We start from the raw sequence: 24,204 nt of genomic DNA on the forward strand, positions 1-24,204 counted from the left end.
GTTCTCGCTGGTCAGGTCGGGTCGGCGACCGGCTCGACGACGGCGAGCAGTGCGTCCAGGGCGACCCGGGCGCCGACGGCGACCAGCACGTCCTTCACCAGTCCGGCGACCGGTGCCGTGATCGCGTGCTCCATCTTCATCGCCTCCACGACCGCGAGCCGCTGGCCGGCGGCGACGGAGTCCCCGGCCGCGACGTCGACCGCGATCACCGTGCCGGGCATCGGGCTGCGTGCCTGCCCGTCGCCGGCCGCTGCCGCGACCGCGCCCGGCTCGCGGACCCACTCGCCCAGCGGCCAGGCGGCGCCGCCGGCCCCGACCCACAGCGTGCCGTCCGGACCGTCGGCGAGCCGCCAGCGCGACGTGACGCCGTCGAGGGTGACGAGCAGCTCGGTGCCGGCGGGGCTCTCGACGCGGCGGGCGGCCGCGGCGATCGGCGCCCGCCCGTCGATCCGCACCGCCGCCGCCGCGGGCGTGCCCCGTACCTCCACGCTGGGCCGGGCGCCGGCACCCAGGTCGAGGGTCCAGCGCAGCCAGGTGTCCTCGCCGACCCGCCAGCCGGACGGCACGTCCCACGGGTCGATGACCGGACCGGCCGGCTGCAGCCGCAGCAGCTGGGCCAACCCGTAGACGGCGAGCGCGTCCGCCGGCGGCCCGACCCCGCCGACTTCGGCCGAGGTGTTCTCGGCCGAGCCCCGCGACGCCGTGCCCGGCGCCGCTGAGCCCTCCGACGCCGTGCCCTCCGACGCCGTGCCCTGTGACGCCGTGCCCTGTGACGCCGTGCCCTCCGGCGCCGGGGCGGCCGTCAGCTCGGCGAGATGACGCTCCACCAGGCCGGTGTCCAGCCGGCCCGCGCGCACGTCCCCGTTCGCGAGCAGCGTCCGCAGGAAGCCGATGTTCGTCGTGACGCCGAGCAGCACGGTGTGCCCGAGCGCCGCGTCCAGGCGGCGCAGCGCGCCGGCCCGCTCCGGCGCCCAGGCGATCACCTTCGACAGCATCGGGTCGTAGTCCGAGCCGACGACCGTGCCGGCGGCGACGCCCGAGTCGACCCGGACACCCTCACCCGTCGGCTCGGTCAGGGCCAGGATCTCGCCGCCGGTCGGCAGGAAGCCCCGGCCCGGGTCCTCCGCGTAGACGCGGGCCTCGACCGCGTGCCCGGTGAGCGTCACGTCCTGCTGGCGCACCCGCAGCGGCTCGCCGGCGGCGACCCGCAGCTGCTCGGCGACCAGGTCGAGGCCGGTGACGAGCTCGGTCACCGGGTGCTCGACCTGCAGGCGGGTGTTCATCTCCAGGAAGTAGAAGGTCTCGGGCTCGTCGCCCGCGACGATGAACTCGACGGTCCCGGCACCGACGTAGCCGACCGCGGCCGCCGCGGTGACGGCGGCCTGGCCGATCCGCTCCCGCACGGCACCGCCGTCGGGGAGCGCCGTGAGCAGCGCCGAGGGCGCCTCTTCGATGATCTTCTGGTGGCGTCGCTGCAGCGAGCACTCGCGCTCACCGAGGTGGATGACGTTGCCGTGGGCGTCGGCGAGGACCTGGACCTCGATGTGGCGCGGACTGTCGACGTAGCGCTCGAGGAACAGTGTGTCGTCGCCGAACGCGCCCGCGGCCTCCCGGCGGGCCGAGGCCACCGCGTCGGCCATCTCGGCCGCCGCGCGCACGATCCGCATGCCCTTGCCGCCGCCACCGGCGGACGGCTTGAGCAGTACCGGGAACCCGATCTCCTCGGCCGCCTCCGCCAGCGCCGCCGCGTCCAGGCCGGGCTCGGCCCGGCCGGGCACGACCGGCACCCCGGCCGCCACCATCGCCTTCTTCGCGGTGATCTTGTCGCCCATCACCTCGACGGCGTGGGCCGGCGGCCCGACGAAGACGATCCCCTGCTCGGCGCAGGCCGCGGCGAACGCCGCGTTCTCCGACAGGAAGCCGTAGCCGGGGTGTATCGCCTGCGCCCCCGTCGCCCAGGCGGCGGCGAGCACGGCGGTCGTGTTCAGGTACGACTCGCGGGCGGGCGCCGGCCCGATCCGGACCGCGACATCCGCCTCCCGCACGTGCCGGGCGCCTGCGTCGGCGTCCGAGTAGACCGCGACCGACCGGATCCCCAGCGCCCGCAGGCTCCGGATGACCCGGACGGCGATCTCCCCCCGGTTCGCGACGAGCACGGTGTCGAACATCGAGTGCGTTTCTCCTCCTGCTTACATCCGGAAGACGCCGTAGCCACGATCGTCGATCGGGGCGTTGGCGGCGACGGAAAGGGCGAGCCCGACGACGGTCCGGGTGTCGGCCGGGTCGATGACGCCGTCGTCCCAGAGCCGGGCGGTCGAGTGGTAGGGGCTGCCCTGGGCGTCGTACTGGTCCCGGATCGGCTGGCGGAACGCCTCCTCGGCGTCCACCGGCCAGTCCTGGCCCTTCGCCTCCAACTGGTCACGGCGGATCGTGGCCAGCACGGCCGCGGCCTGGTCGCCGCCCATCACCGAGATCCGGGCGTTCGGCCACATCCACAGGAACCGGGGCGAGTACGCCCGCCCGCACATCGAGTAGTTGCCCGCGCCGAACGAACCGCCGATCACCACGGTGAACTTCGGGACCCGGGCACAGGCGACGGCCATCACCATCTTCGCCCCGTGCTTGGCGATCCCGCCCGCCTCGTACTCCCGGCCGACCATGAACCCGGTGATGTTCTGCAGGAACAGCAGCGGGATCGACCGGGCGTCGCACAGCTCGATGAAGTGCGCGCCCTTGAGCGCGGACTCGGAGAACAGCACCCCGTTGTTGGCGATGATCCCGACCGGATGCCCGTGGATGTGGGCCGTCCCGCAGACCAGCGTCGAGCCGTACTCCGCCTTGAACTCGGCGAACCGGCTCCCGTCGACCAGCCTCGCGATCACCTCGCGGACGTCGTACGGGATCTTCGCGTCGGTCGGCACCGCGGCGTAGAGCGTCTCCGGGTCGACGGCCGGCGGCTCGGTCGGGACGACGTCCCACGGCCGCGGCGCCCGCGGCCCGAGGGCGCCGACGATCTGGCGGACGATCCGCAGCGCGTCCGCGTCGCCCTCGGCCAGATGGTCGGTCACCCCGGACGTACGCGAGTGCAGCAGGCCGCCACCCAGCTCCTCGGCGGAGACGACCTCGCCGGTCGCGGCCTTCACCAGTGGCGGGCCGCCGAGGAAGATCGTGCCCTGGTCGCGGACGATCACCGCCTCGTCGCTCATCGCCGGGACGTACGCGCCGCCGGCCGTGCACGAGCCGAGCACGGCCGCGATCTGTGGGATGTCCTGGCGCGACATCGTCGCCTGGTTGAAGAAGATCCGGCCGAAGTGCTCCCGGTCCGGGAAGACATCGTCCTGCAGCGGCAGGAAGGCCCCGCCCGAGTCGACCAGGTAGACGCAGGGCAGCCGGTTGTGCAGCGCCACCTCCTGCGCGCGCAGGTGCTTCTTGACCGTCATCGGGTAGTACGTGCCGCCCTTGACGGTGGCGTCGTTGGCGACGATCACGCACTCCCGGCCGGCGACCCGCCCGATCCCGGTGATGATCCCGGCCCCCGGCGCGTCCCCGTCGTACATCCCGTCGGCGGCGAGCGGCGACAGCTCCAGGAACGGGCTGCCCCGGTCGAGCAGCCCGTCGACCCGGTCGCGGGGGAGCAGCTTGCCGCGCTCGACGTGCCGGCGCACCGCCGACTCCGGCCCGCTGCGCGCCCCGTCGAGCTTGGCCCGCAACTGCGCGACCAGCTCCGCATGCCGGGCCGCGTTCGCCTTGCCCTCCGCCGAGTCCGCGTCGACGCTGCTCGTGAGCACCGTCCCGGCCGCCGGCCCAAACGGGTGAGACAGGTTAGTGGCCGCTAACATGCCGCCAGGTTAGCGCCCATTAACCACTCGCGCCAGTTCTGCGGGCCGCCAGCGCCTACGTCACACCACCAGCGGCGCGAGCGCCCCCGACGCGCCGACACGGGTCGCTCGGCTCGGTTCGCCGTGCTCTGGAATGAGCGGGACTGGGCAGGTCAACGGTCAGGAGTAGCCAGGATCTTGAAAAGCATGTTGTTGACGTTGGTCAGCGTCTGGACGTCGACCTGGCGCTCACGGATGTCCAGAGAGGCCTTGGCGACGAAGGTCACGAGACCCAGCACCGCCCACTGATCCTCGCCGAGAGGTACGCAGAACCCTTCGGCGGTCGCGTTTTGAGCAATCAGAGTGATGAGCACGGTCGGCTCGTCGGCGATCTCGTTGTAGACGGTGGAACTGATGACCAACACCCGCGGCGAGGTTGGCCCGCCGGTCGTCGCCCAGATCTCACCGCGGCGCGGCGGCATCGCTCGGCGGTGATTGCGACGTTCGGGAGGCCCGCGTCGGCGAGCGCGCGCTGGTTGGCCGCGACGAAGGCGAGCGCGGAGGCCGACACCGAAGGGTTCGCTCGCACCCAGGCCCCGTGGGCCGCGCAGCGTCGCCGCATGTCCTCGGCGTCCAGTACGCCTTCGATCCAGGCGTTCATCGAGGTCTGCGCGGCCTCGGCATGCCGTTTGACGGTCTCGTAGGCCTCGTCCGACAGTCGGAGTGTGATCACGCGGGCCATGGCAGAACGCTGGCACCTATAGACAGCATGACCCGCTTGCAAAGGCCGAGAGGTTGGCGAGGGACGGTCGGCGCCAACGCCAGCGCTGTCCGGGACTTCGGCTGGGGTGCTGTCTGAGTCGACAGTGTCATAGTCGTCGGTCAATGCGTAGCCGGGCCCCGTTGCGTCGTCCAAGCAAACGCTTGGCGAACGACACTTGGTGGAAGGAGTGGCGATGATCGTTCGTGATACCTATGGTCTGACCATGGCCAGAGTGACCATCACCGTGCCGGACGAGCTTCTCGCGCGTGCCACGGCCGCGGGCCTCAACGTCTCCCACGTCACCGCCGTGGCGCTCGTCGAGGAACTCGAACGGCAGGCGAAGCGTGCGGAGCTGGACGCCTACCTGGCCGAGCTCGAGAACGAGCTGGGGCCGGTCCCTCCTGACGAGGCGGCCGAGGCGCGCGACTGGGTCATTCGCCTGACCGCGCACACCAGCTAGCCGGTCGAGGTAATCGCCATCTGACCTTGTCCGAGGTCGCTCGGACCTGGGCTGGGCCGAGCCCCGGTCTCATCTGCCCCGCCTCTGATGCCGGTTCGATACCAAACTGGCGATCACAGGTGACTCGCCTTGACTTCCAACGCGAAGATCGCGGATTGGGTATGGAGAGTGGCATTCTGTGTCCGATTCGCGAACTTCATGCATACGTGGTCTATGATCATGGGGGACTGGCGGCTCAATATCGACCGAAGATCGTCGTCTTGGTATGCGATCTGGCATGGATGTCTTGCAGAGGCCACCCACGAACTGCGCTGCTTCGATGCACGGCGACCGGGGCCGAGTCCAGGGCCGACGTCGAGGCTCGCCGGGTACCGTTGAAGACCCGCGAGTGCGCGTCAAGCCGCCGGCGGGGTTGAGGCGAGGAGATCTTCAGTGCGGGTTGTCAGGGTGGAGCGCCGACCGCTGTAGCCGGGCCGTCCTGCGTGGGTGGCCCGGCGGCGACGTCTGGCGACGCGTCGGGTGACGACGCGCGCAGTCCGGTGGCCACCCTCGAAGCGTCGTCCGTCGATGGCGCCTCACCGCGACGATGGAGTCTCCTCCCGTGCCCGCTCAGGCTTCCCTTTCCCGCGTCGACCTCCTTTCGCGCACGTTCATCCGGACATTGCGCGAGGACCCGGCGGACGCGGAGACCGCCAACCACCGGCTGCTGGTGCGTGGCGGCTATGTCCGCAAGGCCGCCTCCGGGATCTACAGCTACCTGCCGCTCGGGCTTCGGGTGCTGCGCCGGATCGAGGCGGTCGTGCGGCAGGAGATGGCCGCCGCCGGCTGCCAGGAGCTGCTCATGCCGGCGCTGATGCCCCGCGAGCTGTGGGACCGCAGCGGCCGGTGGGCCGACTACGGCGACCTGATGTTCCGCGTCGTCGACCGCAAGGGCACGGAGTTCTGCCTCGGCCCGACGCACGAGGAGCTGATCACCAGCCTGGTCGCGAACGAGCTCGGCGGTCACCGTGACCTGCCGTTGCGCGTCTTCCAGATCCAGACGAAATACCGCGACGAGCTGCGGCCCCGGTCCGGGCTGGTCCGTTCCCGGGATTTCGTCATGAAGGACGCGTACACGTTCCACGCCGACGAGGATTCGCTGCGCGAGACCTACCGGGAGATGTACGCCGCCTACGAACGGGTCTTCACCCGGTGCGGCCTTCGGTTCCGGGCCGTCGAGGCGCAGGCCGGTGAGATGGGCGGTGGCCGCAACCAGGAGTTCATGGCGCCGACGGAGATAGGCGAGGACCTCGTCGCGTTCGCCCCGAATGGAACGTACGCGGCCAATCTGGAGACGGCCTCGGCCGCCGTGCCGGTACCGGTCGAGCCTGGCACCCAGTCGCTCACCCGGGTTCACACACCCGGCGCACAGACCGTCGACGATGTCGCCGCGTTTCTGGGAACGCCGCCCGGCCAGGTCCTCAAATGCCTGCTGTACAAGGTTCCCGCGGCTCAGCGCGGCGAGGTCGTGGCCGTGCTGTGCCCCGGCGACCGGGAGATCAACGAGCTGAAACTCGCCCGGGTGCTCGGGGCGACGCCGGCTTTGCTGGACGTGGCCGACTTCGAGGCGCACCCGAGCCTGGTGCGCGGGTATGTCGGTCCCCACGGCCTCGCGTCCCGGGTCAGCCGGATTGTCGCGGATCATTACGTCGCCGCTGGGCGGGACTGGACCATCGGCGCGAACGAGCCCGGTTATCACCTCACCGGCGCCAACCTGGGCCGGGACTTCGAGGCGGACCTGTTCGCCGACGTGGTCAACGTCCGCGCCGGTGACGCGTCGCCGGATGACTCCGGTCCCCTGACGCTGGAGCGGGCCGTCGAGATCGGTCATATTTTCCAGCTCGGCACGAGGTACTCGGTGCCGCTGGGGGCCACGTTCCTCGACGCGGCTGGTGTCGAGCGCCCGGCGCTGATGGGCTGCTACGGGATCGGGATCAGCCGGCTGATGTCCGTCGTGATCGAGCAGCACCACGACGAGCACGGCATCCGCTGGCCGGCGGAGCTGGCGCCCTATGACGTCCAGGTGATCCCGCTCGGCCGCAGAGTCGACGAGGACCTGGTCCGCTCGGTCGCGGACATGCTTGCCGGGGTCGGCCTTGAGGTGCTGGTCGACGACCGGTCGGGCGCCTCGGCCGGCGTCAAGTTCGCCGACGCCGACCTCATCGGCGCCCCGTTCCAGGTCGTCCTCGGCCGCCGCGCCGCCGAGGGCATCGCCGAGCTGCGCACCCGCGACCGCTCCACCGTCACCGAGGTCGCCCTGACCGAGCTGACCAACGTCATCGACGGAATCCGAACCGCGAGCTGAACCATTGGACCGCGCTGTCGGGTCGACTACTGTCGGAGTCGACAGGTAGATCGGTCGGGACGGTAGGGAGGCGGGCGGTGCCCTCGAATGGTGAAGGCACGACGGGCGTCGAAGTCACTGTGGCTGCGGCCGTCGACAGGGCCAAGGACGCTGTGGCCGACCATCGGCTTCTCGCGGTCGGGGACGAAGCATGGGCCAAGTTCCTCGCAGTTCTGGATCGCCCAGCGGCCAGCAAACCGCGACTTGAACGCCTGTTCGCCGAGGAACCGCTCTTCGAGTGAGGGGTGATTCGGCAGATGGTCCGGGCCGGCTGGTCAGCTGTTGCGGGGGAAGCGGTTTGGGTCGGCGCGGCCGGGGTTCGCCAGGGCGGTGATGGTGCACGATCCGAGCAGGCCGGCGGCGTCGTGGATGGTCGCCCGGCCGAAGGAGATGCCGTCGGCGCCGAACTGGTCCTCGGCGAGGACGCCGAGGAACTCCCCGACGGGCTCCCGGACCAGCGTCAGCGTCCAGTCGGTGTTGATGTGCTGGATGCCGCCGGTGCCCTGATGGGTCATCGGGCTGGTCATGTCGGCCAGCATCGCGGCCCGGACCACCCCGGTCAGCGGCCGGTCCTCGACGATCAGGCTCAGTTCCCGGACCCACATGCCGCCGCGCTGGACGGTCCGGTGCGGGCCGAGCGGGGTGTCCGGTGGCACCACGCCGGGCAGCATCGGCCGGCCGTCGATCCGGGGGTTGATCGGATTCGGGTTCGGGTTCGGGGAAGCAGGGTCGGGCGCCTGCCAGACGCCGCGGTCGGGCTGCCAGATCTCCCCGGGCGGGTTCGACCCCGGCCGCAGGAAGACGGCGGTCGCCCGGCCGAACAGGGACCCGTCGTGCTCAAGCAGCACGTCAGCCACGCGGATCCGCCCGCCCTCGCGGACCGCGCGGGTCGTGATGGACACCGGCGCGAACGGGAGGGTGCGGAACATGTCGCAGGTCAGCCGGGCCAGCCGGTAGCCGGGGCGCGCCTGCTCCCGCTCGACGACGTGCGCCACCAGGCCGCCCAGGATCCGGCCACTGATCGAGTTCGGCGCCCAGACGCCGGCGGCGACGTCGTTCGGCAGGTAGGTGCCGTCGTCGGCGGCCCGGAAATAGGCCGTCCGCGTGGCCGGCGCGGCGGCCGTCGGCAGGGGAGTGGGCTCTGTCGTCGTCATGGCGTGCGCTCCACGCTAGTTGAGGCCAGGCCGGCGGGCGGTGGTCGGCGGTCGCCGTGAGACGCGGCTCATTCACCGGTCCAGACGGGAGCGCGCTTCTCGGTGAACGCGAGGGAGCCCTCGATCGCGTCCTTCGAGCGCATGGCCGCCTCGAAGATCGGCGCCTGCAGCTCGACCCACCGGTCGGTGGGCCAGTCCGCCGAGGCGGTGACGATCGCCTTGGTGTGCTCGACCGCCTTGGGAGCATTGGCCGCGATCTCGGTAGCCAGCGCCTTCGCGGCCTCCAGAGCTCCGCCTGGCGGCGTGAGAGTGTTGACCAGCCCGTACCGGTGCGCGTCCACGGCGGAGAGGAAACCGCCGGTGAGGCAGAGTTGCATCGCGACGTTGTACGGGATGCGCCGCGGCAGCCGGTAGAGGCCGCCACCGCCGGCGATCAGCCCGCGCTTCGGCTCCGGCAGGCCGAACGACGCGTCGTCGGCCGCGGTGATGAGGTCGCAGGCGAGCGCGATCTCGAAGCCACCGGCCAGCGCGTAGCCCTCGACGGCGGCGATCACCGGCTTGCGCGGTGGCTGCCCGGTGATCCCGGCCAGGCCCTTGGGCAGCATCGGGCTCTCACCGCGGACGAACGCGCGCAGGTCCATGCCCGAGCAGAACGTCCCGCCCGCGCCGGTGAGGATCGCGACGGTCAGGTCGGCGCGGGCGTCGAACTCGTCGAGTGCCGCCCCGACTCCCACGCTGAGCGCCCGAGTGATCGCGTTCCTGGCCCGCGGCCGGTTCAGCGTGATCGTCATGATCCCGCCACCGGTCTCGACGAGCACCTCGTCGGACATTCCCCTCCTCGTCGGGGTTGGCGGGCATACCGGGGTTGGCTGGCACGGTGGGGTTGGCGGGTTGAGCAGGCGCACTTCCGTCGTACCGCCGGCCTGCCGCCCGCCGCAACCAGTTGGCCCGCTACGGGCCGATACCGACCGATTCGTGCAGGTCAACGTTGCGGAGGGTAGTACTCCGGTTCTCTAGCCCCGGGAGATTTCGCGAGAGTACGGTGCAGATTAGTTACCAAGGATCAACAATCAACCGGCCGGGGCTCCCCGCACCAACGGGCGCCCGCCGGCGCGGGGCGCGCCGGAGCCAGGGCGCGGCTCGGGGGCGAGCCGAGCCAGGCGGCCGGTCCGCCGTGACCGCCCGGAGGACCGGATGACCTCGCTGACCCAGCCACCGAGTGTGGACCTGCCGCCGGTCGAACGGCTGCGGCCGGGCCTGTGGAGCATCCCGGTACCGCTGCCGTCGCTCGGCCTGCGCCACGTCTTCGTCTACCTGTTCGAGACCGACAGCGGCGGCTACATCGTCGACGCCGGCTGGGACACGGAGGAGGCCTACGACGCGCTGAGCGCCGGCCTCGCGCTCGCCGGCTACCGGGTCGGCGACATCCGCGGCGTCCTGGCGACGCACATGCACCACGACCACTACGGCCTGGCCGACCGGGTGCGGACCGAGTCCGGTGCCTGGGTCGCGCTGCACCCGGCCGACGAGGCAGCGCTGCGGTTCTTCACCGGCGAGCCGGCCGACCTGCTCGCCGGCATGAACCGGCTGCTCACCCGGGGCGGCGTCCCCGCCGCCGACATCGCCGCGATGACCGCGGCCCTGCCGCCCCGGTCCGCCATCGCGAAACCAGCGCTGCCGGACGTGCTGATCGAGGACGGCGAGCGCCCGGACGTCCCGGGCTGGGACCTGCGCGCGATCTGGACGCCCGGCCACTCGCCCGGCCACCTGTGCTTCTGGGAGCCGGCCAACCGGCTGCTGCTCGCCGGCGACCACGTGCTGCCCCGGATCACGCCGAACATCCCGTTCGCCGCGGCCGAGAGCGCCGACCCGCTGGGTGACTTCCTGCGCTCGCTGGACAAGGTCGAGCAGTACCCGGCCGACGAGGTGCTGCCGGCGCACGAGTACCGCATCCCGGACCTGTCCCGGCGGCTCGCTGAGCTGCGTGGCCACCACGAGCAGCGGTTCCGTGAGATCGTGACGGCGATCCGCGGCGGGGCGGTCACGGCCTGGGAGATCTGCCAGCGGATGACCTGGTCACGCCCGTGGCACGAGGTCGAGGGATTCATGAAGCGCGCCGCTCTGGCCGAGGGTATGGCTCACCTGCGCGCACTGCAGAAGCGTGGCGTCCTGCGCGAGCTCGACGGCGAGCCGCCCACCTGGCAGCTGGTCGGCGAATGAGCGAGCGCCGAGCCACCGGCTAGAACTATGTTCTAGCTCGACAAGCCGGGAGGTCTGGTCATGGCGATCGCCATCAGCGAGGAGCACCGCGAGCTGGCCCGCACGACGCGGGCGTTCCTCACGTCGCACGAGGCACGCGCCGCCGGTCGGGCGTTACTCGAAGCGGACGAGGAGCCACTGCCCGCCTTCTGGAAGCCGTTCGCCGACCTGGGGCTGCTCGGCGTCCACCTGCCGGAGGAGCACGGCGGCGGCGGAGCCGGGCTGAACGAGCTGGTCGTCGTCGTAGAGGAGCTCGGCCGGGCCGTCGCGCCCGGGCCGTTCGTGCCCACCGTCGCGGCCTCCGCCGTCGTCGCGGCCGCCGGCTCGCCGGACCAGCGAGCCCGCCTCCTGCCCGGGCTCGCCGCGGGCGACGTCACGGGTGCCGTCGGCCTGCTCGGCGACCTCACCCTCACCGACGGCACGGTCTCGGGCGACGCGGGCGTGGTGCTCGGCGGTGGGCTCGCGTCGCTGTTCGTCCTGGTCGCGGGAGAGGACGTCGTCGTCGTGCCGGCCACCGCCGCCGGCGTGACCGTCACCGTCCCGCAAGCCCTGGACCCGGGGCGTCGCTCCGCTCGCCTGACCCTCGACGGGGTCACCCCGACCGAGGTCCTCCCCGGGGCCGCCGCGACCGCGCTCGCGCTGGCTCGGGTCGTCTACGGCGCGGAGGCCGTCGGCGGCGCGCTGGAGGCGGTCGAGGTCGCCACCGCCTACGCCAAGGTCCGCGAGCAGTTCGGCCGGTCGATCGGCTCGTTCCAGGCGATCAAGCACCACCTGGCGAACATGCTGGTAGCCGCTGAGCTCGCGACCGCCGCGGTCTGGGACGCCGCCCGGGCCGCCACCGACGGCGCGAGCGTCGACGAGCTGTCGCTGGCCGCGGCGAGCGCCGCGGCCCTCGCGCTGCCCGCGTTCGCCGGCAACGCCTCGCTCAACACCCAGGTCCACGGCGGCATCGGCTTCACCTGGGAGCACGACGCCCACCTGCTGCTGCGCCGCGCGACGACCTTGACGGCGGTGCTCGGCCCGCGGGCCGCGGCCGCCGACCTGACCAGGCTGACCGCCGCCGGCGGCGTCCGGGCCGCGTCGCTGGACCTGCCGGACGAGGTCGAGGCCGCCCGCGCCGGGGTCCGCGCGCTGGCCCAGGAACTCGCCGCGCTGCCCGAGCAGGAGCAGCTCGAACGGCTCATCGACACCGGGTATGTCCAGCCGCACTGGCCGAAGCCGTGGGGCATCGAGGCGCCGGCCGGCCTGCAGCTCGTCATCGACGAGGAGTTCGCCGCGGCGGGCGTGCGGCGGCCGAACTACGGCATCACCAGCTGGAACATCCTCACTCTCGTCCAGCACGGGACCCCCGACCAGATCTCCCGGTACGTCCGCAAGGCGCTGACCCGGGAGGAGATCTGGTGCCAGCTGTTCTCCGAGCCGGCCGCCGGCTCCGACGCGGCCGCCGTGCGAACCCGCGCGGAGAAGGCGGACGGCGGCTGGGTCATCAACGGCCAGAAGGTCTGGACCAGCGGCGCCCAGTACTGCCGGCGCGGCCTGGCGACCGTGCGCACCGACTTCGCCGCCGCCAAGCACGCCGGCGTCACCGTCATGATCATTGACATGAACGCCCCCGGCGTCGAGGTCCGCCCGCTGCGCCAGACCACCGGCGACAGCGGCTTCAACGAGGTCTTTCTGACCGATGTGTTCGTGCCGGACGCGGACGTCGTCGGCGAGCCCAACCAGGGCTGGAAGGTCGCTCGCGCCACCCTCGGCAACGAGCGGGTCAGCATCGGCGGCGGCGTCGGTGCCCCCCAGCCCGGCGACCCCATCGAGCTCTACAAGGCCCAGCCGGACGCGTTCCCTGGCGCGGCGGAGTGGGTCGGCCAGTTCCTCGCCACCGGCCTCGCGCTGCGCCAGCTCAACCTTCGCTCCGCGGTGCGGGCCGTGTCGGGCGGCGAGCCCGGGCCGGAGGGCAACATCACCAAGCTGGCCCTGGCGGAGCACATCGGCGACGCGGCCTACCTCGCCCTCGCGTTCGCCGGGCCAGAGGCGGCGTTCCTGGAAGGCCCAGGCACGATGGCCGGGCGCTCGGCGCTGTCCTGGCGCGCGATGACGATCGCCGGCGGCACCTCCGAGATCACCCGCAACCAGATCGCCGAACGCATCCTCGGCCTGCCCCGCGACCCGCTGCTGAAGTAGGCAAGCCCCCGTCGGCGCGCCGCCTGCCGGTCCCGCCCGGCAGGCGCCGCCGGCGGGCCGGCGGGCTCGCGGTGGCCGGCGATTCGCCGGAATCGCTATGGTTGGCGCCGGGTTGAACCGGCGCGGCAGGCGCGCCCGCAGCGAGATGGGGAGATCATCGTGGGGCGGCGTGGGCTGGTGGACGTCGAGGCGCAGGCTGACGCGATGGCGCACATGCGGCGGGCGGCCCGTTCGCTACGGGCCTTCGACGTCGACACCTTCACCCTGGACTCGGCCGGTCCGCGGACCGGCCGGGACCCGGAGCCCGGCAGCGACGGCGACCACGCGGTCGTCGCGGCCGGCGCGCTCATCACCGCCTGCACGACGTTCGTCGACGACCTGTGCGTCGACATCGCCGCGTTGCTGATGACCAGGGTGGACGCCGTGGCCGCCGACGTGGTCGGACGCGAGGACGGGCCGCTGTCCCGCCTGCCCCAGGCCTACGGAGACCACTACACGGTCGACTTCGCCCGGCGGCTGCTCGTCGCGACGGTCAGCGTCACCGGCCGGCTGGCCGAGCCGGACTGGATCCCGATCGCCTGCCTGGCCGAGCAGCTGGCCCTCTACCTCGTGGTGGAGGAGGCGGCGAGCCTGCTCGACCGTTACGGGCTCGACGACGACCCGCGGGCGCGCTACCAGTTCTTCGAGGAGCAGGCGTTCGAGAACGACGCTCACCTGCGCCTGTTCGACGAGGCCCCCGAACTCGCAGGATCCCGGGCCGGCGACCCGATCAGCGCCTGGTTCACCCCGTTCTACGACGGCTTCTACGTCCACCCGTACGTCGAGCCGCGTTTCTAGCGTCGAGCCCGCGGTCCGCGGTCCGCCTTGGCGGCTACGCGCGGCTGCTGGGCACGTTGATCTCGACGGCCGGCCCCGGTTGGCCGGTCATCCACACCTTCACCGGGATCACCCGGTAGTAGACAGTGCTGCCTCGGGGCAGGTTCTCCGTGGTGAAGGTCAGGCCCTTGATCTGCGCGGGCCATCGGACGTAGGTCTGGTCGTCCGTCGAGCCGGTCCGGCGTTCGATCAGGTAGGCGGTCGCTCCGGGGGCCGCCGGCCACGTCACCGTGTAGTGGGTGCCACCGGCCGGCGCGGCCACCGGGACCCCGCCCTTCTCGGGCCAGGTGAGGTTGCCGAAGACCGCCCCGAACTTGCCGCCGATGCCGAGGTCGTGCAGCGCGTTCGCGAAGCCACGGGCGATCACCATCTCGCCGTTCGGGTTCGGGTGGGAGCCGTCCCAGGTGTCCTTGCGGGGATCCCAGCCCAGGTCCGTCGGCGCGGTGATGACCTGCGACGTGGGCGTCGACCAGCCGGGAGCCTGCTGGTCGAGCAGCTTGTTGTAGTCCACCGCCTGCGGGAGAGCGATCGCGTTGAAGTCGGGGTTCCAGCGGGTCAGCACGTGGCCCAGCACGAACGTCAGCTTCGGGTTGGCCTTGCGGGCGTTGTCGACGAACTGCTTGATCTTGACGACCGTCTGTGGCGCGTTGGTCCGGAACTCCAGGTCGTTCCCGCCGAGCAGGACCAGCGCGACGTCCGCAGGGACCTTCTGCAGCACGCTCTCGACCTTGGGGTTCTCCAGGTAGAGCGAGTCGCCCCAGACGGACGAGTGCTGGCTGTCGAACACCGGGTTGAGGTAGGCGTGCGACCCGGCCGTGTCGGAGACGTTGTCGTGCACGTCGTCGCGGGTGCCGACGAAGTCGACCCGGCCCGGCGCCGAGAACGACAGGTGCGCGGCCAGCCGGTAGCGCCAGGTGTAGTCGCCGGCCGTCTCCTGCGTGGTCGAGTCGCCGAAGATCATGACCCGCAGCCGTGGCTGCGCCGACGCCGTGGGCTGCGCGTCCGCCGCCTTCGCCGCGCCGCCGCAGCCGGCCGCCGCGACCGCCACGGCGGCCAGCAGGAGCGCGGTCAGCCACGCGGCCGAGGGCCGGCCGCCGTTACCTCGATCACGCCCGAGCCGTGTCATGTCGGACACAATAGAGGGGCGGAATGCGACATTCACCCCGTGGTGTCGCCTTTGCCGGAGCCCGTCCGTGCCCTGAACGCCGTCCGTGCCCTGAACGTCCGTGCCGTGGCCCGCTGGTCCGGCGCTGGCCTGTGCCGCTGGCCGGGCGCCCTGCGCGCCGACGGCGACCCTACTGGGCCGGAACGGTGAACTCGACCGGCGGGCCGGGCTGACCGGCCATCCAGAACTTGAGCGGGATGATCCGGTAGGCGACGGTGGCCCCGGCCGGGAGGCTGTCCGTGGTCCAGCTCGTGCCCTTCACCGAGCCGGGAAGCCGGGTGAACGAGGCCTCGTTCGCGGACGAGATCCGCCGCTCGACGATGAAGTCGTCCGTCCCGGCGGCGGCCGGCCAGCTCAGCGTGTAACGGGTACCGCCGGCCGGGATGACCGTCGGCGTCCCGCCCTTCTCCGGCCAGGTCAGCCCGCCGTACACCGGTCCGAACGGGCCGCCGATCCCGAGGCCGTGCAGCGCGTTCGCGAAGCCCCGCGCGATCAGCATCTCGCCGTCCGGGTTCGGGTGGGTGCCGTCCCAGGTGTCCTTCTGCGGGTCCCAGCCCTGGTCGGTCAGCGCGATGACGACCTTGGACGTCGGCGTCGACCAGCGCGGCACCTGCGCGTCCAGCAGCCGGTTGTAGTCGGTGGCGATCGGCAGGCCGAGGTCGTCCCGCAGGTAGTCCCACCTGGTCAGCACGTGGCCGAGGACGATGGTGATGTTCGGGTTGGCCTTGCGGGCGTTGTCGATGAACTGCTTCGTCAGCGCGACGGTCTCGGCCGGCTTGGTCCAGTAGGTCAGGTCGTTCTCGCCCAGCCCGACCAGGAGCACGTCGGCCGGCACCTTGCGCAGCAGCCCCTCGACCTTCGGGATCTCCAGCCGGAACGCGTCGCGCCAGTCCGCGTGGTGGTCGGTGTCGAACTTCGGGTCCAGGTAGGCGTGCGAGCCGGCGTCGTCGGTCAGCGGGTCGTAGAGATCGGTGCGGTCGCCGACGAGGTCGACCCGCCCCGGCGCCGTGAGCGTGAGGTGACCGGCCAGCCGGTAGCGCCAGGTGTAGTCGCCGGCCGTCCCCTGGGTGAGCGAGTCGCCGATGATCATGACCCGGGTCCGGGAGCCCGGGGAGGTCTTGCCGCCCGTCGCGCCGGAGCCACCGCAGGCCGCCGCGGTGACCGCCACGGCGAGCCCGACCACGGTCGCCCGTAACGCCGTCGGTCGCCACCGCCTGAGGCTGAAGCCGCGGCCAACCTCACCCATACCGGACACGCTCCGATTCTAGGAAGCGACGTTGCGCCGCCGCGCTCAGCCCACCCCCACATAGTCTGCGTTCAAAGCGGTCCTGCGGGACCGTTGCCGAGCTGGCTGTCGGTCGCGACGTGTCCGCGATCGGAATGTCGGAATTTCGGATGTCGGATTGTCGGAACTTCGGAATGGAGGTGGGCTCATGTCGGTCGCGGTCGGCGATCGGGTTCCGGACGTCGAGGTCCAGCTGATGGGCGAGGAGGGCCCGGTGACCGTGCGCAGCGCCGAGCTGCTCGGTTCCGGGAAGGTGGTGCTGTTCGCCGTCCCCGGGGCGTTCACGCCCGGCTGTTCGAAGATCCACCTGCCGGGCTTCGTCGCCCAGGCGGACGAGCTCGCCTCGAAGGGCGTCGACCGGATCGCCTGCGTCGCGGTGAACGACCCGTGGGTGATGCAGGCGTGGGCCGCCTCGCAGGGCGTCGGCGACAAGATCGTGATGATCGCCGACGGCAGCGCGAGGTTCACCGAGGCGATGGGCCTCACCGGCGACATGACGGCGGCCGGCCTCGGCGTCCGGTCCCAGCGCTACGCCGCCGTGATCGAGAACGGTGTCATTCGCAACCTCGACGTCGAGCCCCAGCGCGGTGTCGACGTCAGCTCGTGCGAGGCCGTCCTCACCCGGCTGTAGCCCGGGCCGTCACCCGCCGGGGGCCATGAGGGTCTTCTCGAAGAAGTGGGTGGCGTAGGGGTTGTCGTTGTACCGGGCGGTGCGGTGATAGCCCGCGCGCCCGTACAGGGCGATCGCCTCGGTGAGCGTCTCGTTGGTGTCGAGGCGAGCCGCCCGGTGCCCCAGCGTCCGGGCCGCGTCCTCGAGCTGGCGCAGCAGGCGGGAGCCGAGACCCACCCCGCGCCACCTGTCGTCGACCCACATGCGTTTCACCTCGCCGACGCCGTCGGCGATCGTCCGCACGCCGCCACAGGCGACCGGCTGGCCGTCGTCGCAGGCCACGAGGAAGATCCCGTGCGGCGCGGCCAGCTCGACGGCGTCCTGCCCGGCCTGGCCGGTCGCGTCGAAGCCGAACCGGCGGCCGATCTCGGCGAAGTACCGGTCGACCGCGCCCCGAGCCACCGGCCCGCGCGGATCGACCGGCTCGAATGTCACCGTCGCTGCCCGGACCAGCAGGTCGGCCTCGCTCAGCGCCGCCGCCAGCCGGGCCCGATGCCGCGCGGAGAGGGGTTCGACCAGCTGGCGGGCCCGCTCCTCGGACCTGTCCTCCAGCCCCCGCCAGCGGCGCCGGCCGGCCTCGGTCAGGCCGACCAGCCGGCGTCTCCGGTCGTCCGGATCCGGCTCGACCGCGACCAGCCCGTCCTCCTCCAGCCGGCGCAGCAGGCGGCTCAGATACCCCGAGTCCAACCCGAGGCGTGCTCGCAGCCCCTGCGTCGTCGTCGGCCCCGCCCCGATCTCGAACAGCAGCCGCGCGGTCCCCAGCGGCAGCCCCATCCCGAGGAACGACTCCTCCAGCGCGCCGATCCGCTGCGTGTAGGCCCGATTGAACCGCCGCACCACGGCCGTAACGTCATCCATATCCTCTGACCTTAGTCAGAGAAATCCAGCGACGACGCGCCCTGGCCGAACGTCGAGCCGCCGGCTCGTGGCCGGCTCGGTGGGTGTCCCGCGGGCTACCGGGACACTCGCCGCTCCCCCCTCCACCACCCCGCGCTTGTCCACAGCTGTCAGGCACGGCTTGCCTGTGTCGATCCGGTGGCGAAGCCTATGAGCCGTGACGGATCTTGAACGCCGGCGGCTGGAGGATCTGGCCCTTGCCGAGTCACTCCGGGTGGCCCGCCGGCAGGACGGAATGATCACCCGGGAGCAGGCGCTGGAGGCCGGGCTCACCGACGGCCGGCTCAGGGGGCTGGTCCGCTCGGGCACCTGGTCGCGACCGGGGCGGACGACCTATCTCGTGCCCGGCGCGGACGCGGTCCGGGGGAAGGCGCGCGCGGCGATCCACCGGCGCCCGGACGCAGTGGTGTGCGGCATCACGGCGGCCCGGCTGGCTGGTCTGGACGCACTCGCGTTGTCTGGGCCCGCGGAGCCCGTCCACCTGTTGGTCAGCCACCGGAACGCGCGGGTCGCCGTTCCGGGGGTCGTGTTCCATGTCGGTGAGATCGAGGCGCGTGACGTCCACAGCCTGGCCGGAATCCCAGTGACGTCACCGGCCCGGACGCTGGCCGACCTCACGCTCGCCCTTGACCGGATGCGGGCGATCTCGGCGCTCGACGCCGGGCTGCGGGCGGGCTGGGTTCCTGACATGGGACCGGTGCTGGCCCAGTTGTTCGGCCGGTCTGGAGCCGTTGCTCGGCGTCCCTGGCTCCGGGAGGTCGACTCGCGGTCCGAATCGCCTCTTGAGACCCACGTTCGGCTGATCGTGACCGATGCGGGCCTTCGTCCGGAGGAACTGCAGTATCGGATCTTCAATGAAGGTGGCGGGTTCGTAGCCCGGGTCGACATGGCCTGGCCGTCGCGAGGGGTGTGCGTCGAGGCCGACGGCGTGGGATATCACTCCGATCCCGCGCCTGCCTACCGCGACCGTGATCGACAGAACGCGCTGGTCAGGCTTCATTGGCGTGTGCAGCGGGTGACCTGGTGGGACGTCGAACGCCGGCCCGGCTGGATCGTCGCCCAGGTCGCCGGCCTGTTGGCCGCGGTGCAGGAATTCTTCTAGGCGGCTCGCCGGTCGCTGCCCCCGACGGCACCGATTTCCATACCAAGATGCTGATCTTCCCCGCCGATGGGTCGACTGGCGCGCCTTGATCGCGAACCACGTATGGATAAAGGCGCAAATCGGCCACGGAACACCGATTTGCATACCAGGCTGGCGATCATGGTTTCTGTCCGAGCCCGGCGCCGGGATTGATCGCCAGTTTGGTATGGAAATCGGCGCGATGAGACGGGTGGCCGCTCTGCGGGAGGGCGGCCGGCGTGGCGAATGGGGTCGGGCTGGCTGCTCGGTCCGGCGTCGGAGGGCAGATGAGCTCGGCGCCTGGCGTCGCGCGGTCGAACCCGTCGTGGCGCTGGGGTCGTGCGGCGGTTTGGTCGGGGCGGGGAGTGTGAGGGAGAAGGCTGGCGGAATCTTACGTTGACGTGAGATGGAGGTAGTAGCGTCGGGGATCGTGACGACGTCGGAGAGCGCAGCGCTGAACGGGACCGGGTCACGACTACGGGGTGCGGCGGCCCCGCCGGGAGACGCGGAGGTCCGCGGCGACAGCTACAAGTGGACCGTGCTGATCAACACGACCATCGGCATCCTGATGGCCACGGTGAACGCGTCGATCCTGCTGATCGCGTTGCCGGACATCTTCCGCGGGATCGGCATCGATCCGCTGGCTCCGGGCAACACCTCGTACTTCCTGTGGATCCTGATGGGCTTCATGCTCGTCACGTCGGTGCTGGTGGTGAGCCTGGGCCGGGTCGGCGACATGTTCGGCCGGGTGCGCTGTTACAACCTGGGCTTCGCGGTGTTCACGGCGGCGTCGATCCTGCTGGCCGTCACCTGGATGCACGGCGACGCGGCGGCACTGTGGATCATCATTGTCCGGGTCGTGCAGGGCGTCGGCGGCGCGATGCTGATGGCCAACTCCTCGGCGATCATCACGGACGCGTTCCCGGCGAACGAGCGGGGCTTCGCCATCGGCGTCAACGGAGTCGCCGCGATCTCGGGGTCGTTCCTCGGGCTGCTGATCGGCGGTCTGCTCGCCCCGATCGAATGGCACCTGGTCTTCATCGTCTCGGTGCCTTTCGGCGTCTTCGGCACCGTGTGGGCGTACGTGAAGCTCAAGGACAACGGCGTGCGGACCCCGGCCAGGATCGACTGGTGGGGCAACCTGACCTTCGCCGCCGGGCTCATCTCTGTGCTGGTCGGCATCGTCTACGGCCTGCAGCCGTATGGCGGGCACACGATGGGCTGGACGAACCCGTGGGTGCTCACGGCGATGATCGGCGGCGTCGCCGTGCTGATCCTGTTCTGCTTCATCGAGACCCGGGTCAGCGACCCGATGTTCGCCCTGGAGCTGTTCAAGAACCGTGGCTTCACCATGGGCGTGATCGCCGGCCTGCTGGGGGCGCTCGCCCGCGGTGGCCTGCAGTTCATGCTGATCATCTGGTTGCAGGGCATCTGGCTGCCGCTGCACGGCTACAGCTTCGAGCGGACGCCGCTGTGGGCAGGCATCTACATGATCCCGATGACGGTCGGCTTCCTGATCTCCGGGCCGATCGCCGGGCGGCTGTCCGACCGCTATGGCGCCCGGCCCTTCGCGACCGTCGGCATGCTCGTGAGCGCGGCCGGCTTCGGGATCTTCGACGTCATCCCGATCGACTTCAACTACATCGGGTTCGCCCTCGCTCTGATGCTCATCGGGATGTCGATGGGCCTGTTCGCGGCCCCGAACACCGCGGCCGTGATGAACGGCCTGCCGCCGAACCGGCGGGGCGCAGGCGCCGGGATGCTCAACACGTTCCAGAACTCCGCGCAGGTGCTCTCGATCGGCGTCTTCTTCACGGTGATCGGCCTGGGCCTGGCGGCCTCGCTGCCGCACACGCTGTTCTCGGGTCTGGCCGCGCAGGGGGTGCCGGCCGCGAAGGCGCACGAGATCGCCGGCATTCCGCCGGTCGGCAGCCTCTTCGCCGCGTTCCTCGGCTACAACCCGATCCAGCAGCTGATCGGCTCGTCGACGCTGTCGACCCTCCCGCCGGACCGGGCCAGCTACCTGACCGGGCAGGAGTTCTTCCCCCACCTGATCTCCGGCCCGTTCGGCGACGGACTGCACCTCGCGTTCGCGTTCGCGGCGCTCGCCTGCGTGATCGGCGCGGTGGTCTCCTGGCTGCGCGGCGGCACCGAGCAGCCCGTGCATCGCTCGCTCGCCGCGGAGACGGCCGCGGGCCTGGCCGGCGCGGGTGACGCCGCCGCGGGGGAGGCCGGGGCCGGTGGCGTGGGCGGCGTCGACCCGGCCGAGGCGACGGACGCGGCCGGCGCGATGGGGCTGCCGGCCGCGAACCGGGCGACATGACGACGTTGCCGCGCCAACCGGCGTCACCGCGCCGGCGTCCGGCCCTGGCCGAAGCCGAGGCCACTCGCCGGGCGGTCGGGCCCGTCGGCCGCCCGGCGCTCGCCGAGGGGCCTACCAGCCGCCCGGCGAGCTGGGCCCGACCGGCCGACATGTGGCCCCCGGCGGCGCACAGCGCGCGCTCGGAGCCCCCCGCTGGGAATACTTAGGTCATGACGGACAGTGGGACGATCGCCGCCGTTCGCGGCGACCAGGCCGGCGGCCCGGCCTTAGCCGGGAGTCCCGGTGCTGACGCGACTGGCGCGGCTGACGGCGCGACCAACCCCGCCGCCGTCGGCGCGGCCGCGGAGCCGGCCCTGCTCGCGATCGGGCCGGCGTCCCGGGAGGTCGGCGTCTCGGTGCGCTCGCTGCGGTACTACGAGGAGATGGGCCTGCTCACCCCATCAGGGCGGACCAGCGGAGGGAACCGGCTCTACGGCCCGGACGACCTGGCCCGGGTCCGCCGCATCCGGGAGCTGCAGCAGCTGCTCGGCTTCAACCTGGACGAGGTACGCGCCATCCTCGGCCACGAGGACCGGCTGGCCCGGGTCCGCCAGGACTGGGCGGTGGCGAGCACCGAGGACCGGGTCAGCCTGCTGGACGAGGCCCGCGAGGTGTACCTGAACCTGCGCGACCAGGTCGAAGGCAAGATCAAGGGCCTGGTCTCGTTCCGCGACGAGCTGGACGCCCGCGTCGCCCGCAACGACCGGCTCCGGGAGACCCTCCCCGGCTGACGGGCGGGCGGACCGGGGCCCTGGTGCGGCCCCGAACCTCAGACCAGCGGAAATTCCGTGGACGTCACGGGCGGGGTGTCGTGGACTTGGGAGGTCCCGCAACCACCCGCCGCCCGGTGCAGGCGACAGAGGCCCGGACCGTACGGTCCGGTCAGCGTCGTCCTTCTCGGTGGCCGCCGCCGGCTCAGGAGGCTCACGTGACCGCCCCGACGGCCGGCGACTTCGACTACGAGACCCATGGCGGCGGCTACGCGCTGCGCCGGCGGACCGACCCGCGCATCGCCGCTTTCGTGCATGCCGCCCTGGGTGAGGCGCGCACGGTCGTCAACGTGGGGGCCGGGGCCGGCTCCTACGAGCCGGTGGGCCGGTGCGTCGTCGCGGTCGAGCCGTCGGCCCGGATGCGGGCCCAGCGCCTCACCGGCCGGGCCCAGGTCGTCGCCGCGGTCGCGGAGGCGCTGCCGTTCGCCGACGGCGCGTTCGCCGCGGCGATGGCGACGAACACGGTTCATCAGTGGGCCGACCTGGAACGGGGCCTGTGTGAGCTGCGCCGGGTCAGCCGCGGCCCGGTCGTCCTGCTCACCTTCGACGGCGACGCCTTCGACCGGAACTGGCTCGTCGAGTACGTCCCCGAGCTGGTCGCCTACGAGCAGCGCCGGATGCCCTCGATCGGGCGCATCGTGGCGGCTCTCGGCGGTACGACGGTGGTCACGCCCGTACCGGTGCCAGCCGACTGCTGCGACGGCTTCATCGAGGCCTTCCTCGGCCGGCCCGAATGCTTCCTCGACCCGACGATCCGGCGAGCCCAGTCCCCGTGGGTCTTCATCGGGCCCGAGATCGTGGCCCGTGGCGTGGCCCAGCTGCGCGCCGACCTGGTGTCCGGCGCCTGGGACCGCCGCCACGCCGCGCTGCGGCTGCAGAACGAGTTCACCGGCGCGCTGCGCCTGATCACCGCCTACCCATAGCGACGTCGGCGAGCGGCCGGGGCGAGGTCAGTCCGTCGGGCGCAGCCGGGCGGCCTCATGAGTGGCGGCGGCGTTGAGGACGAGGCCGCGGGAGCCGGTGAGCTTGGCCGTCAGATGGTCGGCGACGGTGACCGGCTCGTAGCGGGCCGGGTTGTCGGGTGTGGCGCAGCCGGGAAGACAGGCGATCACGGCGTCGACGTCCCCGTCGTGGAAGTAGGCGGCCGAGCGGCGGCGGACCAGCCGCCCGCCGGCATCGCGGGGCGGGACCACGCGGTGCATGGTCGAGACCCAGCGGTCGTTGGTCCAGCGGGCCAGCAGGTCGCCCAGGTTCACCAGCAGCGCGCCCGGGGCGGGCAGCACATCGTGCCACCGGCCGGCCCGGTCGAGGATCTGCAGGCCGGGCACCGGGTCGGCCCACAGGATCGTCACGATCCCGTAGTCGGTATGGGCGCCCATGCCGACCTGGCCCTCCTCGAGGGTGACGTCGCCCGGGACCAGGTAGTTGTTCATCCGCAGCACGTCGAGCGAATGCGACTGAAAGGCGTCGAAATAGCCGGCCGGCAGCCCGAGGGCGAGCGCGAAGACCCCCGTCAGCGTCTCGGCGAGCTGGCGCGCGGCGGCGAACCACCTCTCGACGCCGGCCCGGAAGCCGGCCGCCCCGGCCGGCCAGATGTTGTCCGCGTAGTAGCTCGCCGGCAGGCCGAGGCCGGGGTACTCACCGGCCTCGATGCCGACGTTGAAGGCCTCGAACAGGTCCGCGGGGGAGTAGACGCCGAGACTGTGGCTGAGGCGCTCCGAGCGGGGCGGGCTGTAGCCGCGGTTGACCGCCGTCGACGCCGGCCGGCTGGCGAGCTTCGTCGCCATCGGCAGCGCGAAGAAGGTGTCCAGCGCGGCGGTCAGGCCGGCCTCGGTCCCCGCCGGGATCCCGTGGCCGACGACCTGCATGAACCCGACCGTGCGCGCGGCGTCGTCGACCGCCGCCGCGAGGGCCCTGGCGGCCGCCGGCTCGCCGCGCCGGTACCCGGAAAGATCGATCACCGGGACGTCGAGCGTCCCGTGACTCGTCCTGGCCGAACCCATCGCGCCACCTCCAGCCTCCGCCGCCGCTCGCCCCGACG

The 24,204-nt window shown here is 72.0% G+C and carries 20 protein-coding genes; 11 read left to right on the forward strand and 9 right to left on the reverse strand.

Annotated elements, in window-relative coordinates; translation table 11 throughout:
* Positions 1–11 precede the first annotated feature (11 nt).
* The 3 genes from FRAEUI1C_RS08085 to FRAEUI1C_RS08095 form a co-directional block, all read right to left on the reverse strand.
* Positions 12–2,168 (reverse strand): acetyl/propionyl/methylcrotonyl-CoA carboxylase subunit alpha, encoded by a 2,157-nt coding sequence (locus FRAEUI1C_RS08085; RefSeq protein WP_013422810.1) that lies wholly within the window; start codon positions 2,166–2,168, stop codon positions 12–14.
* Between the two features lie 21 nt (positions 2,169–2,189).
* Positions 2,190–3,839, reverse strand: coding sequence for a carboxyl transferase domain-containing protein (locus tag FRAEUI1C_RS08090; protein WP_013422811.1), 1,650 nt, complete (start codon positions 3,837–3,839; stop codon positions 2,190–2,192).
* 152 nt (positions 3,840–3,991) lie between these two features.
* The gene (locus FRAEUI1C_RS08095) at positions 3,992–4,300 is read right to left on the reverse strand and encodes a MazF family transcriptional regulator (RefSeq protein WP_013422812.1); all 309 of its coding nucleotides are present in this window, start codon (positions 4,298–4,300) and stop codon (positions 3,992–3,994) included.
* A 504-nt stretch (positions 4,301–4,804) separates the two neighbouring features.
* Between FRAEUI1C_RS08095 and FRAEUI1C_RS08105 the strand changes: the two genes are divergently transcribed.
* The 3 genes from FRAEUI1C_RS08105 to FRAEUI1C_RS08115 all read left to right on the forward strand — a co-directional run bounded on the left by FRAEUI1C_RS08105 (position 4,805) and on the right by FRAEUI1C_RS08115 (position 7,666).
* Entirely contained in the window at positions 4,805–5,041 is a 237-nt protein-coding gene (locus FRAEUI1C_RS08105) for a type II toxin-antitoxin system CcdA family antitoxin (protein ID WP_232425340.1), read from the forward strand.
* A gap of 601 nt (positions 5,042–5,642) precedes the next feature.
* Positions 5,643–7,385 carry a proline--tRNA ligase gene (locus FRAEUI1C_RS08110; RefSeq protein ID WP_013422814.1) on the forward strand — a complete coding sequence of 581 codons (1,743 nt, stop codon included), beginning with the start codon at positions 5,643–5,645 and terminating at the stop codon, positions 7,383–7,385.
* A 77-nt stretch (positions 7,386–7,462) separates the two neighbouring features.
* Complete coding sequence (locus FRAEUI1C_RS08115) at positions 7,463–7,666, forward strand: type II toxin-antitoxin system TacA family antitoxin (RefSeq protein WP_232425341.1); 204 nt, start codon at positions 7,463–7,465, stop codon at positions 7,664–7,666.
* A gap of 33 nt (positions 7,667–7,699) precedes the next feature.
* Here the strand turns inward: FRAEUI1C_RS08115 and FRAEUI1C_RS08120 are convergent, their stop codons facing one another.
* The gene (locus FRAEUI1C_RS08120; protein ID WP_013422815.1) at positions 7,700–8,578 is read right to left on the reverse strand and encodes an acyl-CoA thioesterase domain-containing protein; all 879 of its coding nucleotides are present in this window, start codon (positions 8,576–8,578) and stop codon (positions 7,700–7,702) included.
* Between the two features lie 68 nt (positions 8,579–8,646).
* A complete protein-coding gene (locus tag FRAEUI1C_RS08125; protein WP_013422816.1) occupies positions 8,647–9,408 on the reverse strand; it encodes a crotonase/enoyl-CoA hydratase family protein in 762 nt (253 codons plus the stop codon).
* Between the two features lie 364 nt (positions 9,409–9,772).
* Between FRAEUI1C_RS08125 and FRAEUI1C_RS08130 the strand changes: the two genes are divergently transcribed.
* The 3 genes from FRAEUI1C_RS08130 (at position 9,773) to FRAEUI1C_RS08140 (ending at position 13,855) form a co-directional block, all read left to right on the forward strand.
* Entirely contained in the window at positions 9,773–10,798 is a 1,026-nt protein-coding gene (locus FRAEUI1C_RS08130; RefSeq protein ID WP_013422817.1) for an MBL fold metallo-hydrolase, read from the forward strand.
* 60 nt (positions 10,799–10,858) lie between these two features.
* Positions 10,859–13,018, forward strand: a complete 2,160-nt coding sequence (locus tag FRAEUI1C_RS08135) for an acyl-CoA dehydrogenase family protein (protein ID WP_013422818.1) — start codon at positions 10,859–10,861, stop codon at positions 13,016–13,018.
* Between the two features lie 159 nt (positions 13,019–13,177).
* On the forward strand, positions 13,178–13,855 hold the full coding sequence (locus FRAEUI1C_RS08140; protein ID WP_013422819.1) for a hypothetical protein: 678 nt from the start codon (positions 13,178–13,180) through the stop codon (positions 13,853–13,855).
* Positions 13,856–13,889: 34 nt separating this feature from the next.
* Here the strand turns inward: FRAEUI1C_RS08140 and FRAEUI1C_RS08145 are convergent, their stop codons facing one another.
* Together FRAEUI1C_RS08145 and FRAEUI1C_RS08150 are read right to left on the reverse strand one after the other, a co-directional pair.
* Positions 13,890–15,020, reverse strand: a complete 1,131-nt coding sequence (locus FRAEUI1C_RS08145) for a GDSL-type esterase/lipase family protein (RefSeq protein ID WP_041260362.1) — start codon at positions 15,018–15,020, stop codon at positions 13,890–13,892.
* Positions 15,021–15,189: 169 nt separating this feature from the next.
* On the reverse strand, positions 15,190–16,305 hold the full coding sequence (locus FRAEUI1C_RS08150) for a GDSL-type esterase/lipase family protein (RefSeq protein ID WP_013422821.1): 1,116 nt from the start codon (positions 16,303–16,305) through the stop codon (positions 15,190–15,192).
* Between the two features lie 187 nt (positions 16,306–16,492).
* Here FRAEUI1C_RS08150 and FRAEUI1C_RS08155 point away from each other — a divergent pair, with 187 nt between their 5' ends.
* Entirely contained in the window at positions 16,493–16,975 is a 483-nt protein-coding gene (locus FRAEUI1C_RS08155; protein WP_013422822.1) for a peroxiredoxin, read from the forward strand.
* 9 nt (positions 16,976–16,984) lie between these two features.
* Here FRAEUI1C_RS08155 and FRAEUI1C_RS08160 read toward each other — a convergent pair whose 3' ends face one another.
* Complete coding sequence (locus tag FRAEUI1C_RS08160) at positions 16,985–17,872, reverse strand: bifunctional helix-turn-helix transcriptional regulator/GNAT family N-acetyltransferase (RefSeq protein WP_013422823.1); 888 nt, start codon at positions 17,870–17,872, stop codon at positions 16,985–16,987.
* A 196-nt stretch (positions 17,873–18,068) separates the two neighbouring features.
* Here FRAEUI1C_RS08160 and FRAEUI1C_RS08165 point away from each other — a divergent pair, with 196 nt between their 5' ends.
* The 4 genes from FRAEUI1C_RS08165 to FRAEUI1C_RS08180 all read left to right on the forward strand — a co-directional run bounded on the left by FRAEUI1C_RS08165 (position 18,069) and on the right by FRAEUI1C_RS08180 (position 23,086).
* Positions 18,069–19,013 carry a type IV toxin-antitoxin system AbiEi family antitoxin domain-containing protein gene (locus FRAEUI1C_RS08165; RefSeq protein WP_232425342.1) on the forward strand — a complete coding sequence of 315 codons (945 nt, stop codon included), beginning with the start codon at positions 18,069–18,071 and terminating at the stop codon, positions 19,011–19,013.
* A 424-nt stretch (positions 19,014–19,437) separates the two neighbouring features.
* Positions 19,438–21,354, forward strand: a complete 1,917-nt coding sequence (locus tag FRAEUI1C_RS08170) for an MFS transporter (protein WP_095522655.1) — start codon at positions 19,438–19,440, stop codon at positions 21,352–21,354.
* 209 nt (positions 21,355–21,563) lie between these two features.
* Positions 21,564–22,124, forward strand: coding sequence for a MerR family transcriptional regulator (locus tag FRAEUI1C_RS08175; RefSeq protein ID WP_013422826.1), 561 nt, complete (start codon positions 21,564–21,566; stop codon positions 22,122–22,124).
* A 197-nt stretch (positions 22,125–22,321) separates the two neighbouring features.
* Complete coding sequence (locus tag FRAEUI1C_RS08180; protein WP_013422827.1) at positions 22,322–23,086, forward strand: methyltransferase domain-containing protein; 765 nt, start codon at positions 22,322–22,324, stop codon at positions 23,084–23,086.
* A 27-nt stretch (positions 23,087–23,113) separates the two neighbouring features.
* On the opposite strand, the gene FRAEUI1C_RS08185 is transcribed toward FRAEUI1C_RS08180, so the two are convergent.
* The gene (locus FRAEUI1C_RS08185) at positions 23,114–24,166 is read right to left on the reverse strand and encodes an isopenicillin N synthase family dioxygenase (RefSeq protein ID WP_013422828.1); all 1,053 of its coding nucleotides are present in this window, start codon (positions 24,164–24,166) and stop codon (positions 23,114–23,116) included.
* Positions 24,167–24,204 lie beyond the last annotated feature (38 nt).

It is taken from the genome of Pseudofrankia inefficax (genome assembly GCF_000166135.1).
GTDB classification, from domain to species: domain Bacteria; phylum Actinomycetota; class Actinomycetes; order Frankiales; family Frankiaceae; genus Pseudofrankia; species Pseudofrankia inefficax.

Bases quoted from the DNA above. Each gene is read 5' to 3' on its own strand.
- FRAEUI1C_RS08185 (WP_013422828.1), bottom strand. From the start codon at position 24,166: ATGGGTTCGGCCAGGACGAGTCACGGGACGCTCGACGTCCCGGTGATC.
- FRAEUI1C_RS08090 (WP_013422811.1), bottom strand. From the start codon at position 3,839: ATGTTAGCGGCCACTAACCTGTCTCACCCGTTTGGGCCGGCGGCCGGG.
- FRAEUI1C_RS08175 (WP_013422826.1), top strand. From the start codon at position 21,564: ATGACGGACAGTGGGACGATCGCCGCCGTTCGCGGCGACCAGGCCGGC.
- FRAEUI1C_RS08120 (WP_013422815.1), bottom strand. From the start codon at position 8,578: ATGACGACGACAGAGCCCACTCCCCTGCCGACGGCCGCCGCGCCGGCC.
- FRAEUI1C_RS08135 (WP_013422818.1), top strand. From the start codon at position 10,859: ATGGCGATCGCCATCAGCGAGGAGCACCGCGAGCTGGCCCGCACGACG.
- FRAEUI1C_RS08095 (WP_013422812.1), bottom strand. From the start codon at position 4,300: ATGCCGCCGCGCCGCGGTGAGATCTGGGCGACGACCGGCGGGCCAACC.
- FRAEUI1C_RS08155 (WP_013422822.1), top strand. From the start codon at position 16,493: ATGTCGGTCGCGGTCGGCGATCGGGTTCCGGACGTCGAGGTCCAGCTG.
- FRAEUI1C_RS08125 (WP_013422816.1), bottom strand. From the start codon at position 9,408: ATGTCCGACGAGGTGCTCGTCGAGACCGGTGGCGGGATCATGACGATC.
- FRAEUI1C_RS08105 (WP_232425340.1), top strand. From the start codon at position 4,805: ATGGCCAGAGTGACCATCACCGTGCCGGACGAGCTTCTCGCGCGTGCC.
- FRAEUI1C_RS08170 (WP_095522655.1), top strand. From the start codon at position 19,438: ATGGAGGTAGTAGCGTCGGGGATCGTGACGACGTCGGAGAGCGCAGCG.
- FRAEUI1C_RS08145 (WP_041260362.1), bottom strand. From the start codon at position 15,020: ATGACACGGCTCGGGCGTGATCGAGGTAACGGCGGCCGGCCCTCGGCC.
- FRAEUI1C_RS08130 (WP_013422817.1), top strand. From the start codon at position 9,773: ATGACCTCGCTGACCCAGCCACCGAGTGTGGACCTGCCGCCGGTCGAA.
- FRAEUI1C_RS08085 (WP_013422810.1), bottom strand. From the start codon at position 2,168: ATGTTCGACACCGTGCTCGTCGCGAACCGGGGGGAGATCGCCGTCCGG.
- FRAEUI1C_RS08160 (WP_013422823.1), bottom strand. From the start codon at position 17,872: ATGGATGACGTTACGGCCGTGGTGCGGCGGTTCAATCGGGCCTACACG.
- FRAEUI1C_RS08150 (WP_013422821.1), bottom strand. From the start codon at position 16,305: ATGGGTGAGGTTGGCCGCGGCTTCAGCCTCAGGCGGTGGCGACCGACG.